Here is a 12,482-nt window from a genome sequence, read left to right as displayed (position 1 = left end):
AAAGCCCCTTTCGGGGCTTTTTTTACATCTTAACGTCTTATTTCACCGGGCGCATCGCCGGGAACAGGATCACGTCACGGATGGTATGGCTGTTGGTGAACAGCATCACCATACGGTCGATACCAATCCCCAGACCCGCCGTTGGTGGCAGGCCGTGCTCCAGCGCGGTCACGTAGTCTTCGTCGAAGAACATCGCTTCGTCGTCGCCTGCCGCTTTCGCATCGACCTGGTCCTGGAAACGCTGCGCCTGATCTTCTGCATCGTTCAGCTCGCTAAAGCCGTTGCCGATTTCGCGGCCACCGATGAAGAATTCGAAGCGATCGGTGATTTCCGGGTTCACGTCATTACGACGCGCCAGCGGAGAGACTTCTGCCGGGTATTCGGTGATGAAGGTCGGCTGAATAAGGTGCGCTTCGGCCACTTCTTCGAAGATCTCGGTCACGATACGGCCCAGACCCCAGCTCTTCTCAACCTTGATACCGATGCTTTCCGCGATGGCTTTCGCTGAGTCGAAGTTATCCAGATCGGCCATCTCGGTTTCCGGACGGTATTTCTTGATCGCTTCGCGCATGGTCAGCTTGACGAACGGTTTGCCGAAGTCGAAGACTTCTTCACCGTAAGGCACTTCGGTGGTGCCCAGAATGTCCTGCGCCAGAGTACGGAACAGGGATTCGGTCAGCTCAATCAGATCTTTGTAATCCGCATACGCCATATAGAGTTCCATCATGGTGAACTCTGGGTTATGACGCACGGAGATGCCTTCGTTACGGAAGTTACGGTTGATTTCGAACACGCGGTCGAAGCCACCGACCACCAGACGCTTCAGGTACAGTTCCGGCGCGATACGCAGGTACATGTCCAGGTCCAGGGCGTTGTGATGGGTGATGAACGGACGCGCAGACGCACCGCCAGGGATCACCTGCATCATCGGGGTTTCTACTTCCATAAAATCGCGGTTGACCATGAACTGGCGGATACCGGCCATGATCTGAGAGCGAATTTTGAAGGTCTTGCGGGATTCATCGTTAGAGATGAGGTCCAGATAACGCTGACGGTAGCGCGCTTCCTGATCCTGAAGGCCGTGGAATTTGTCCGGCAGCGGGCGCAGGGCTTTGGTCAGCAGACGCAGCTCGGTGCAGTGGATAGAGAGTTCACCGGTCTTGGTTTTGAACAGCTTACCTTTCGCGCCCAGGATATCTCCCAGGTCCCACTTCTTGAACTGCTCGTTGTAGATGCCTTCCGGCAGGTCGTCACGGGAAACGTACAGCTGAATACGGCCGCCAACGTCCTGCAGCGTCACGAAGGACGCTTTACCCATAATACGACGGGTCATCATACGGCCAGCCACAGACACTTCGATGTTCAGCGCTTCCAGCTCTTCGTTCTCTTTACCGTCGAAGTCTGCGTGCAGTTGGTCTGAGGTGTGGTCACGACGAAAATCGTTCGGGAACGGCACGCCCTGCTCGCGCAGCGCTGCCAGCTTCTCGCGGCGGGTTTTCAGTTCGTTGTTAAGATCGACTACCGCGTCAGCGCCCTGTGCTTGTTGTTCAGACATGTTGGTTCCTCATAACCCTGCTTTCAAACTTGCTTCGATAAATTGATCCAGGCTGCCGTCCAGCACCGCCTGCGTGTTACGGGTTTCAACCCCGGTACGCAGGTCTTTGATGCGGGAGTCATCAAGGACGTAAGAACGGATCTGGCTGCCCCAGCCGATGTCGGACTTGTTGTCTTCCATCGCCTGTTTCTCAGCATTTTTCTTCTGCATTTCCAGCTCATAAAGCTTCGCTTTCATCTGCTTCATGGCCTGGTCTTTGTTCTTATGCTGGGAACGGTCATTCTGGCACTGCGTTACCGTGTTGGTTGGAATGTGGGTAATACGCACCGCCGATTCCGTACGGTTAACGTGCTGACCACCCGCACCGGATGCGCGGTAAACGTCAATACGCAGATCGGCCGGGTTGATTTCGATATCGATATCGTCTTTCACTTCCGGGTAAACAAACGCGGAGCTGAAGGAGGTATGACGGCGTCCGCCAGAGTCGAACGGGCTCTTACGTACCAGGCGATGAACGCCGGTTTCAGTACGCAGCCAGCCGTAGGCGTAATCACCAATAATCTTAATGGTGATGGATTTCAGACCCGCGACTTCACCTTCAGATTCTTCGATAATTTCGGTTTTGAAACCGCGCGCTTCTGCCCAACGCAAATACATACGCGCCAGCATGCTCGCCCAATCCTGCGCTTCTGTACCGCCAGAACCGGCCTGAATATCGAGATAGCAGTCGGCGCTGTCGTATTCGCCGGAGAACATACGACGGAATTCGAGCTGTGCCAGCTTCTCTTCCAGAACGTCAAGTTCTGCCACGGCTTCGTTAAAGGTTTCTTCGTCGTCGGCTTCTACAGCCAGTTCCAACAGACCAGAGACATCTTCCAGCCCCTGAGACATTTGGTCCAGGGTATCGACAATCGCTTCGAGAGAGGAACGCTCTTTACCCAGCGCCTGCGCGCGTTCAGGTTCGTTCCAGACGTCCGGCTGTTCCAGCTCGGCGTTTACTTCTTCAAGACGCTCTTTCTTGGCATCGTAGTCAAAGATACCCCCTAAGAACGTCAGAGCGCTCCGTGAGGTCCTGAATGCGGTTTTTTACCGGATTAATTTCAAACATGGTCTGTTTTCTTTTATGGGCTTGTCAAAATGCGGTGATAAGAGCGGGATTGTACCGAATCCACGCCCTTTTTTGTAGCTTTACTGACGCTAAATTGGCCAGATATTGTCGATGATGATCTGAAGGGAGCGGTTACCACGAAACTCGTTGATATCAAGCTTATAGGCCAGCTCAACCTCCCGCACGCCGTTGTCCGGCCAAATGGAGGTGTCAACGTTGAAGGCGATGCCGTCCAGCAGCGGTCCACCAGCGGCTGGCTCGACCATCACTTTGAGGTGGCGTTCGCCAACAATTCGCTGTTGCAGCAGGCGGAAACGGCCATCGAACAGCGGTTCCGGGAACATCTGCCCCCACGGCCCCGCGTCACGCAGCATCTGGGCCACCTCCATGGTCATTTCAGCCGGTGAAAGCTCGCCGTCGGAGACCACTTCGCCCTGTAACAGTGCAGGGTCAATCCAGTCTGTCACCAGCTCGCCAAACAGCCGCTGAAACTCGTCGAACTTCGCCTCTTCCAGCGACAGGCCTGCCGCCATCGCGTGACCGCCAAACTTGATCATCAGACCCGGGTAAAGCGTATCCAGACGCTCCAGCGCATCGCGCATGTGCAGCCCCTGAATTGAACGACCGGAGCCTTTCAGCGTGCCGTCGCCCGCAGGGGCAAACGCAATCACCGGACGGTGGAAGCGCTCTTTGATGCGCGACGCCAGGATGCCGACCACGCCCTGATGCCACTCGGGATGGTACATCGCCAGGCCGCCCGGCAGCGTATCGCCGCTGCGTTCCAGCTTTTCACACAGGGTCAGCGCTTCGGCCTGCATCCCCTGCTCGATCTCTTTACGGGTCTGGTTCAGGGCGTCGAGCTCGTTCGCCAGCACGCGCGCCTCGCCGATGTTGTCGCACAGCAGCAGCGCGACGCCGACGGACATATCGTCCAGCCTTCCGGCGGCGTTAAGACGCGGCCCGAGGGCAAAGCCGAGATCGCTTGCCGCCAGCTTCAGCGGATCGCGGTTTGAAATTTCCAGCAGCGCCTTAATCCCCGGACGACACTTGCCCGCCCGGATGCGGCTTAAGCCCTGCCAGGTCAAAATACGGTTGTTGGTATCGAGAGGCACCACGTCCGCCACGGTACCCAGCGCCACCAGGTCGAGATATTCGGCCAGGTTAGGCACGGCAATCCCGCGCGACTCAAACCAGCCCTTATCGCGCAGCAGCGTTCGCAGCGCCAGCATCAGATAAAACGCCACGCCGACACCGGCCAGGGATTTCGACGGGAAATCGCAGTCGCGCAGATTGGGGTTAATGATGGCTTCGGCGGCAGGCAGGGTTTCCCCCGGCAGGTGGTGATCGGTAACCAGCACCGGGATCCCCAGCGCATGCGCATGATCGACACCCGCATGGGAGGAGATCCCGTTATCCACGGTCAGGATCATCTGCGCACCGCGCGCGTGAGCCTGATCGACCACTTCCGGGCTAAGACCGTAACCGTCTTCAAAGCGGTTTGGCACCAGATAGGTGACGTTATCGCAGCCCAGCGCGCGCAGGCTGAGCACGCTCAGTGCGGTACTGGTTGCACCGTCGGCATCGAAATCGCCCACCACCACAATCCGCGTCCCTTCCCGGAACGCGTTGTAGAGCATTTCAGTGGCCTTTTCGACGCCACTTAGCTGCTGCCAGGGCAGCATACCTTTGACGCTACGCTCAAGATCGTCCGCCGTTCGCACACCGCGGCTGGCATAGAGCCGCTTCAGCAGCGGCGAAAGATCGTCAGGTAAATCAGCCGTGTCAGCCGCTTCGCGGCGGCGCAGTTTTATCGGAGCTTTCACGCGGATTATTTACCCGCAGTCTGTTTCTGGTGCGCGTCGAGGAACTCTTTCATCTCTTTTGGTCCCTGATAGCCCGGCACCACGTAGCCGTTGCTCAGCACGATGGCTGGGGTACCGGTCACGCCAAACTGCACGCCCAGCGCATAATGATTTGCGATATCAATGTCGCAGGAAGCAGGCTTAACGCCTTTGCCGTTCATGGCATCATCAAAGGCCTTGTTGCGGTCTTTCGCACACCAGATAGCCTTCATGTCCTGCTCTGGCTGGCTCTGCACGCCTGCACGCGGGAAGGCCAGGTAACGCACGGTAATACCCAGCGCGTTGTAGTCTTTCATCTCTTCATGCAGCTTGTGGCAGTAGCCGCAGGTGATATCGGTGAAGACGGTAATCACGTGTTTTTCCTGCGCCGCTTTATAAACGATCATCTCTTTTTCAAGCGCATTCAGGTTTTTCATCAGCAGCTGGTTGGTCACGTTGACCGGCTGTGCGCCGCTCACGTCATACATCGGCCCCTGAATGATGTGCTTTCCGTCTTCGGTCACGTACAGCACACCGCTGTTGGTTAAGACGGTTTTCATTCCCGCAACGGGCGCGGGCTGAATGTCGCTGCTGATGACACCCAGTTTCGTCAGAGACTGTTTGATGGCGGCGTCGTCAGCATGAGCAAAACCGGTAAATGAGGCTGCCAGCAGGGTGAACAGCGCAAAAGACTTTTTCATATTTAATCCTGTAACAATTCGTCGGCACTCACGCGCGTGGGTGGTGCTGTTGGTGTAGCTGCCGCAGGCGTTCCGTCGCGACATGGGTATAAATCTGCGTCGTTGAGAGATCGCTGTGTCCCAACAGCATCTGCACCACGCGCAAATCAGCGCCGTGGTTTAGCAGATGCGTCGCAAAGGCATGACGCAAAACGTGCGGCGACAGCTTTTCGCTGTCAATGCCTGCCAGTGTGGCGTAATGCTTGATGCGATGCCAGAAGGTTTGTCGCGTCATCTGCTGCGCGCGCTGGCTGGGGAACAGCACATCGATAGAAACGCCATTCAGAAGCCACGGTCTGCCGTGCTCCAGATACGTCTCCAGCCAGTACACCGCCTCTTCACCCAGCGGGACGAGTCGTTCTTTGTTCCCTTTACCTATCACGCGAACCACGCCCTGACGCAGGCTGATATCGCTCATCGTCAGGCCAACCAGTTCCGAAACGCGCAAGCCGGTAGCATACAATAGTTCAAGCATCGCTTTATCGCGTAACTCCAGCGGCAGGTCAACAGCGGGTGATTGTAATAATCTCTCAACTTGCGCTTCGCTGAGATCTTTCGGCAGCCGCTGCGGAAGTTTAGGCGATGCCAGCAGCGCACTGGGATCGTCCGCCCGGATCTTCTCTCGGTAGAGATGCTGGAACAGACGACGCATTGAGCTAAGCAGGCGTGCGGAGCTGGTGGCCTTGTAGCCACCGTCCATCCGCTCACCCAGCAGCGCCTGCAGGTCATCGCGTTGGACACTCTCAAGCGTCAGTTCCCGGTGTGCCAGCCATTCCACCAGCATGGTGAGATCGCGCCGATAGGCACTGAGCGTGTTTTCGGCCAGGTTTTTCTCCAGCCACAGCGCATCGAGAAACTGTTCGATGAGTGCGAGATCCTTTTCCACATCAACCTCTTTGATTCTGCAATCCGGGCATTATGCCTGATTGCCATCGGTTTCTGGTACACTACGCGCAAAGTCAGAGTAAGAATTGAGAACGTTACGCGATGAATATTGGTCTTTTCTATGGTTCCAGCACCTGCTATACCGAAATGGCAGCGGAAAAAATTCGCGACATCATCGGCCCGGAACTGGTGACGTTGCATAACCTGAAAGATGACGCCGTCGCGCTGATGGAACAGTACGACGTGCTGATCCTCGGCATCCCGACCTGGGACTTTGGCGAGATACAGGAAGACTGGGAAGCCATCTGGGATCAGCTCGATTCGCTCAACCTCGACGGCAAAATCATTGCGATGTACGGCATGGGCGACCAGCTAGGCTATGGCGAGTGGTTCCTGGATGCGCTCGGCATGCTGCACGATAAACTGGCACCGAAAGGCGCGACGTTTATCGGCTACTGGCCAACAGAAGGCTATGAGTTCACCAGCAAAAAACCGATTATCGCGGATGGCCAGCTGTTTGTCGGGCTTGCCCTGGATGAAACCAACCAGTACGACCTCAGCGACGAACGCCTGGAAAACTGGTGCGAACAGATTCTGGGTGAAATGGCCGAGAAGTTCAGCTAACGCGAACTTAGTCCTGCGTCGGTTGTTGCAACATCATCCGGCGCAGATCTCGCCACTCCGCAGCATCCATACTGTCGGCAGCCAGCCACAGGTGCTGGCGACGACCACCTTCAGGCTGACGCAGTCTCAGCATCATGCCAACGCTGAGCACCCACGGTGTACCGACGATCTCCCACTCTTTCCCCTGCCAGCGCAGACGGGAATCCATCAGCAGTTTGATTTCACCCTGACGGGCGTTGATCCGGCGCTGGCTGCGCACGCTATCAAAAACCACAAACGACAGCAGCAATAACCACAGAGGCGTATAGCTTAGCGGCCACGGCATCAGTAGAACAAAGGCCGCAACCAGGCCGTGGAGCAGTAATGACATCCACTGCGAGCGCCATGAGACGCGAAGATCAGATTGCCACAGGACCACGTTCCCGATTCCGTGTTTGAATTAATTGCACCATCCGTTGCAACTCGGTGTCGGCGGGTTTGCCGTGATTCATCAGCCAGTTGAATAAATCCGGATCGTCAGACTCAAGAAGGCGAACAAACAGGCGCTTATCGTCATCGCTTAAGCTGTCATACTCATATTCAAAGAACGGCATGATGGAGATATCAAGTTCGCGCATGCCGCGACGGCACGCCCAGTGAATACGGGCCTTGTTGTTAATATCCATGTTCTGTTTCCTGCATTACGTTTGGCACAGTCGGTATCCCGTTAGGTATTCATTATTTCTTTCCGGGAACAGTTGCTAGTGTAACGTGTTTTTGGCCGTTTCTTTACTGGAATATTGCAATCGCCGAGCCGGATTCCAGAATAACCACTCTAAAGACAGTGAATTACATTATTTTGCGTGACGCTACGCATAACCGCACGATGGCACGAATGGCGTGCTGAAAGCGCTTGCAATGGCTGTAGTCTCTTTTACCATTAGGCATTATCAAAGCGTTAAGCAATTCAGGATATCACTATGGCATTTACTCCATTTACTCCTCGCCAGCCCGCCGCCTCTGCGCGTCTGCCGCTGACGCTGATGACTCTTGATGACTGGGCGCTGGCGACGCTTACCGGTGCCGACGCCGAAAAATACCTGCAGGGGCAGGTGACGGCAGACGTTGCGCAGCTGACTGAACACCAGCACCTGCTGGCAGCGCACTGCGATCCAAAAGGAAAAATGTGGAGCAATCTGCGCCTGTTCCGTCGCCAGGATGGGTTTGCCTTAATTGAACGCCGCAGCCTGCGTGATGCCCAGCTGACCGAACTGAAAAAATATGCGGTGTTTTCCAAAGTCACCATCGCGCCGGACGACGAGCATGTTTTGCTGGGTGTGGCAGGTTTCCAGGCGCGTGCAGCGCTCAACAATCTTTTCAGCGAACTGCCGGATGCGGAAAAACAGGTGGTCAGCGAAGGTGAAACCTCTATTTTGTGGTTTGAGCATCCTGCCGAGCGTTTCCTGCTGGTGACGGATGCTGCTACCGCTGAACGCGTGACCGAGGCCCTGCGCGGTGAAGCGCAGTTGAATAACAGCCAACAGTGGCTGGCGCTGAACATTGAAGCGGGTTTGCCCGTCATTGACGCGGTGAACAGCGCACAGTTTATTCCGCAGGCGACAAACATCCAGGCGTTGGGTGGCATCAGCTTTAAGAAAGGCTGTTACACCGGTCAGGAGATGGTGGCACGTGCAAAATTCCGCGGTGCCAACAAACGCGCCCTGTGGACACTGGCGGGCCGCGCCAGCCGCGTTCCGGAAGCAGGTGAAGATCTCGAGTTGAAAATGGGTGAAAACTGGCGCCGTACCGGCACGGTACTCGCCGCCGTTCAGCTGGATGATGGTCGTCTGCTGGTGCAGGTCGTCATGAATAACGATATGGAAGCCGACAGCGTATTCCGCGTGCGCGATGATGCCAATACGTTGAGCATTGAACCGCTGCCGTATTCACTGGATGAGTAAGCCTTTATACGGTTTTGATGTTCCCCCTCTCCCTGTGGGAGAGGGTCGGGGTGAGGGCATCAGGCCGCACGGAGCAAAAACTACACCTGCCCCACATACAAATAAATCGCCAGGAAATGGCACACGCTGCCGCCCAGCACAAAGCCGTGCCAGATAGCGTGGTTATACGGAATGCGCTTGCAGACGTAGAAAATCACGCCCAGCGAGTAGACCACACCGCCCACCGCCAGAAGCGTTACGCCCCCAACCGCCAGCTTAATCGCCAGTTGATATACCACAATCAGCGACAGCCAGCCCATCGTCAGATAGGTCACCAGCGACAGCACCTTAAAACGGTGTGCGATGGTCAGCTTAAACAGGATCCCCAGCAGCGCCAGGCTCCAGATAACAATCATCAGGCCACGCGACAGCGGCGAGTTCAATCCCACCAGCAAGAACGGCGTGTAGGTGCCTGCGATAAGAAGATAGATAGCGCAGTGGTCAAATTTTTTGAGCCAGATCTTAGCCCGGTGATGGGGAATAGCGTGATACAGCGTCGAGGCCAGGAAGAGCAGGATCATACTCCCGCCATACAAGCTGTAGCTGGTAATGGCCATCGCGCTGGCGTTGGTGTCCACCGCCTGCACCAGCAGTAATACTAAACCGACAATCCCAAAAACCAGGCCTATGCCGTGGCTTATGCTGTTGGCTACTTCCTCAGCCAGCGAATATCCCTGTGCGATTAATGGTCTGCTTACCATACTTAACTCCGGGAAAACAAAAGATGATTATTCATCGCCTGACTATGCTAACTGAGAATGATTCCAGTGAACACCTGTTAGCTAAAATAATTTCAACTATAAAAAATAACAATATAAATCATACATATACAACAATAACTCACCTAACATTTGTTCACATTTAAAATTAATTATTAAGAATCAAGGGTATAAAATTGAGTTATGCCGTCTGCCGGCATGTTATGATGAGAAAATGCTGTCTGAATGAGAGTTTTGCTGCCGTGAGTATGTTCACCCATTCCGCCATTGCCGGTCTCAACAATCTTGAGATGATGGTCTACAACTACGTCATTAAGAACCGTGACAAAGTGATGTACATGACCATCCGCGAACTGGCGGACGCGGCTGGCGTCTCCACCACTACTATCCTGCGCTTTTGCCGCAAGCTGAACTGCGACGGCTACTCTGAATTCCGCGTGCGCTTTAAGCTCTATTTAGAGCAAAATGAACCGCAGCAGGCCAATTTTGGTGCCAGTGAAATTATCAGCTTCTTTAAAAGCGTCAACAATGAAGAGTTTGATGCGTTATTAGATGACGCTGTAGATATTATTTTATCTTCAGAACGCATTATATTTGTCGGAGCGGGCACGTCCGGTTCACTGGCAAAATATGGCGCACGTTTTTTTTCAAATATCGGAAAATTCAGCAACCATATCGACGATCCTTATTTTCCCGTCACCAATGATATGGCAAAAAATGCGCTGGCTATCGTGCTCTCCGTCTCGGGTGAAACCGAGGAGATCCTGCGCTTTGCCAGCCAGTTCAGTCTGCACCATTGCAAGGTGCTCTCTATCACCAGTCACGAACACTCACGCCTGGCAAAGCTGGCGGACTTTAACCTCTCCTGGCATGTGCCTCAAACGCGTATTGCAGGCGTGTACGATATTACCACCCAAATTCCCGTCATCTATATTCTGGAATCGCTTGGGCGTAAGCTGGCGAAGAAATTAGCAGAATAAAACACCCTGTTTTTTTGATGTAACAAATCACATCGCGCTCAAATTGTTATATCGTGACATTTAATTTCGCTTTGCTAGACTCGATTTCAATGAGTCCTGAATTGAGAAATAGCAAAGATGAAAAAACTGACCTTACCGAAAGATTTTTTATGGGGCGGCGCGGTTGCGGCTCACCAGGTTGAAGGCGGCTGGAATAAAGGCGGCAAAGGGCCAAGCATTTGCGACGTCCTGACCGGCGGTGCACACGGCGTACCGCGTGAAATCACTCAGGAGGTGGTGCCTGGTAAATACTACCCAAACCACGACGCGGTAGATTTCCACGGCCACTACAAAGAAGACATCAAGCTGTTTGCCGAGATGGGCTTCAAGTGCTTCCGCACCTCCATCGCCTGGACACGTATTTTCCCGAAGGGTGATGAAACGCAGCCAAACGAAGAGGGACTGAAGTTCTACGACGACATGTTCGACGAGCTGCTGAAGTACAACATCGAGCCGGTCATCACCCTCTCCCACTTCGAAATGCCGCTGCACCTGGTGCAGGCGTACGGCGGCTGGACCAACCGCAAAGTGGTCGATTTCTTTGTGCGCTTCTCCGAGGTCGTGTTTGAGCGCTACAAAAATAAGGTCAAATACTGGATGACCTTCAACGAAATTAACAACCAGCGTAACTGGCGCGCGCCGCTGTTCGGCTACTGCTGCTCCGGCGTGGTCTATACCGAACACGACAATCCGGAAGAGACCATGTACCAGGTGCTGCACCACCAGTTCGTGGCCAGCGCGCTGGCGGTGAAAGCTGCCCGTCGCATCAACCCGGAGATGAAAGTCGGCTGCATGCTGGCGATGGTGGCCCTCTATCCGTTCTCCTGTAAACCAGAAGACGTGATGTTCGCCCAGGAATCCATGCGCGAGCGCTACGTCTTTACCGACGTCCAGTTGCGCGGCTATTACCCGTCCTACGTGCTGAACGAGTGGGAGCGCCGCGGTTTCTCCATCAAAATGGAAGCGGGAGACGAGCAGATCCTGCGTGATGGGACGTGCGACTACCTGGGATTCAGCTATTACATGACCAACGCGGTCAAAGCGGAAGGCGGCACCGGCGATGCGATTTCCGGTTTCGAAGGCAGCGTGCCGAATCCGCACGTCAAAGCTTCCGACTGGGGCTGGCAGATTGACCCGGTGGGTCTGCGCTATGCGCTGTGCGAACTGTACGAGCGCTATCAGAAGCCGCTGTTTATCGTGGAGAACGGTTTCGGCGCCTACGACAAAGTGGAAGAAGACGGCAGCATCAACGATGACTACCGCATCGACTACCTGCGCGCCCACGTGGAAGAGATGATGAAGGCCGTGACGTACGACGGCGTGGATCTGATGGGCTACACCCCGTGGGGCTGCATCGACTGCGTCTCCTTTACCACCGGTCAGTACAGCAAGCGCTATGGCTTTATCTACGTGAACAAGCACGACGACGGTACAGGTGACATGTCTCGCTCCCGTAAGAAGAGCTTCGACTGGTATAAAACCGTGATTGCCAGCAACGGCGAAACGCTGTAATTCATCGCCCTCTCCTCGCACAGGAGAGGGCAAACCTCTTATCTCCCAGACACTTCTTTACAGCTTAAGCGTTGCCAAAAAACCTGCGCCCTATAAGATAAGCCTCGTGAATATTTGAGGCAAAGATGATCAAACGACAACGCAACGCTATCCTGCTTGTTGCCCTGGCCTGTCTGGTGGTGCTGATATGCACCGCCCAGCGGATGGCCGGGATGCACGCGCTTGTCATGAACGTCACCGCCGTAAGCCAGCCTGTCCAGCAGGGGCAGGAGAGCATCGACGCACCGGTGACGCCCTGTGAACTCAGCGCTAAATCGCTGATGGCCGTTCCGCCAATACTGTTTGAAGGTGCTCTCTTTGCCGTCACCCTGCTTCTTGCGCTACTGGCCGCGAATCCGCCACGCCGCGAGCGGCTGTGGCCTCCCCGCGTTATCTCCCCGCCCCGATTACGGGTACATCTAAGACTCTGCGTCTTCCGTGAATGAGCATTCGCCTGACAC

Annotated in this window: 13 protein-coding genes; 5 read left to right on the top strand and 8 right to left on the bottom strand. The window is 54.9% G+C overall.

Going from position 1 to position 12,482, the window contains the following annotated elements:
• Positions 1-37 precede the first annotated feature (37 nt).
• The 5 genes from lysS to xerD form a co-directional block, all read right to left on the bottom strand.
• The gene (gene lysS, locus KW829_RS13100) at positions 38-1,555 is read right to left on the bottom strand and encodes a lysine--tRNA ligase (RefSeq protein WP_010435299.1); all 1,518 of its coding nucleotides are present in this window, start codon (positions 1,553-1,555) and stop codon (positions 38-40) included.
• Positions 1,556-1,564: 9 nt separating this feature from the next.
• Positions 1,565-2,663, bottom strand: a protein-coding gene (gene prfB, locus KW829_RS13095; RefSeq protein WP_108416304.1) for a peptide chain release factor 2 whose coding sequence is annotated in 2 segments (ribosomal slippage) — positions 1,565-2,587 and positions 2,589-2,663 — 1,098 coding nt in all. Because the reading frame shifts where the segments join, the coding sequence is not laid out codon by codon here.
• 89 nt (positions 2,664-2,752) lie between these two features.
• Complete coding sequence (gene recJ, locus KW829_RS13090; RefSeq protein WP_010435310.1) at positions 2,753-4,486, bottom strand: single-stranded-DNA-specific exonuclease RecJ; 1,734 nt, start codon at positions 4,484-4,486, stop codon at positions 2,753-2,755.
• Positions 4,487-4,491: 5 nt separating this feature from the next.
• Positions 4,492-5,205: a bifunctional protein-disulfide isomerase/oxidoreductase DsbC gene (dsbC, locus tag KW829_RS13085; protein WP_214605860.1), complete on the bottom strand. Its 714-nt coding sequence runs from the start codon at positions 5,203-5,205 to the stop codon at positions 4,492-4,494.
• A 28-nt stretch (positions 5,206-5,233) separates the two neighbouring features.
• Positions 5,234-6,130 carry a site-specific tyrosine recombinase XerD gene (gene xerD, locus KW829_RS13080; protein WP_218308371.1) on the bottom strand — a complete coding sequence of 299 codons (897 nt, stop codon included), beginning with the start codon at positions 6,128-6,130 and terminating at the stop codon, positions 5,234-5,236.
• Positions 6,131-6,231: 101 nt separating this feature from the next.
• Here xerD and fldB point away from each other — a divergent pair, with 101 nt between their 5' ends.
• Positions 6,232-6,753, top strand: a complete 522-nt coding sequence (gene fldB, locus KW829_RS13075; protein WP_042716099.1) for a flavodoxin FldB — start codon at positions 6,232-6,234, stop codon at positions 6,751-6,753.
• Positions 6,754-6,760: 7 nt separating this feature from the next.
• Here the strand turns inward: fldB and KW829_RS13070 are convergent, their stop codons facing one another.
• Entirely contained in the window at positions 6,761-7,171 is a 411-nt protein-coding gene (locus tag KW829_RS13070; RefSeq protein ID WP_218308370.1) for a protein YgfX, read from the bottom strand.
• Positions 7,152-7,418 carry an FAD assembly factor SdhE gene (gene sdhE, locus KW829_RS13065; RefSeq protein WP_010435322.1) on the bottom strand — a complete coding sequence of 89 codons (267 nt, stop codon included), beginning with the start codon at positions 7,416-7,418 and terminating at the stop codon, positions 7,152-7,154. Before sdhE ends, KW829_RS13070 begins: the two co-directional genes overlap by 20 nt.
• Positions 7,419-7,712: 294 nt before the next feature.
• On the opposite strand from sdhE, the gene ygfZ reads away from it, so the two are divergent.
• Entirely contained in the window at positions 7,713-8,693 is a 981-nt protein-coding gene (gene ygfZ, locus KW829_RS13060) for a tRNA-modifying protein YgfZ (RefSeq protein WP_214605859.1), read from the top strand.
• A gap of 80 nt (positions 8,694-8,773) precedes the next feature.
• On the opposite strand, the gene KW829_RS13055 is transcribed toward ygfZ, so the two are convergent.
• On the bottom strand, positions 8,774-9,433 hold the full coding sequence (locus tag KW829_RS13055) for a hemolysin III family protein (RefSeq protein ID WP_218308369.1): 660 nt from the start codon (positions 9,431-9,433) through the stop codon (positions 8,774-8,776).
• A gap of 266 nt (positions 9,434-9,699) precedes the next feature.
• Here KW829_RS13055 and KW829_RS13050 point away from each other — a divergent pair, with 266 nt between their 5' ends.
• From KW829_RS13050 to KW829_RS13040, 3 genes are all read left to right on the top strand, one after another.
• The gene (locus tag KW829_RS13050; RefSeq protein WP_218308484.1) at positions 9,700-10,431 is read left to right on the top strand and encodes a MurR/RpiR family transcriptional regulator; all 732 of its coding nucleotides are present in this window, start codon (positions 9,700-9,702) and stop codon (positions 10,429-10,431) included.
• Positions 10,432-10,548: 117 nt separating this feature from the next.
• Positions 10,549-11,982, top strand: coding sequence for a 6-phospho-beta-glucosidase BglA (gene bglA, locus KW829_RS13045; protein WP_089600032.1), 1,434 nt, complete (start codon positions 10,549-10,551; stop codon positions 11,980-11,982).
• 125 nt (positions 11,983-12,107) lie between these two features.
• Positions 12,108-12,467 (top strand): hypothetical protein, encoded by a 360-nt coding sequence (locus KW829_RS13040; protein ID WP_010435334.1) that lies wholly within the window; start codon positions 12,108-12,110, stop codon positions 12,465-12,467.
• Positions 12,468-12,482: the final 15 nt, after the last annotated feature.

This window comes from Enterobacter sp. ENT02 (assembly GCF_019219165.1).
Classification (GTDB): Bacteria; Pseudomonadota; Gammaproteobacteria; order Enterobacterales; family Enterobacteriaceae; genus Enterobacter; species Enterobacter mori.
This window is presented reverse-complemented; position numbering and strand designations above follow the sequence as displayed.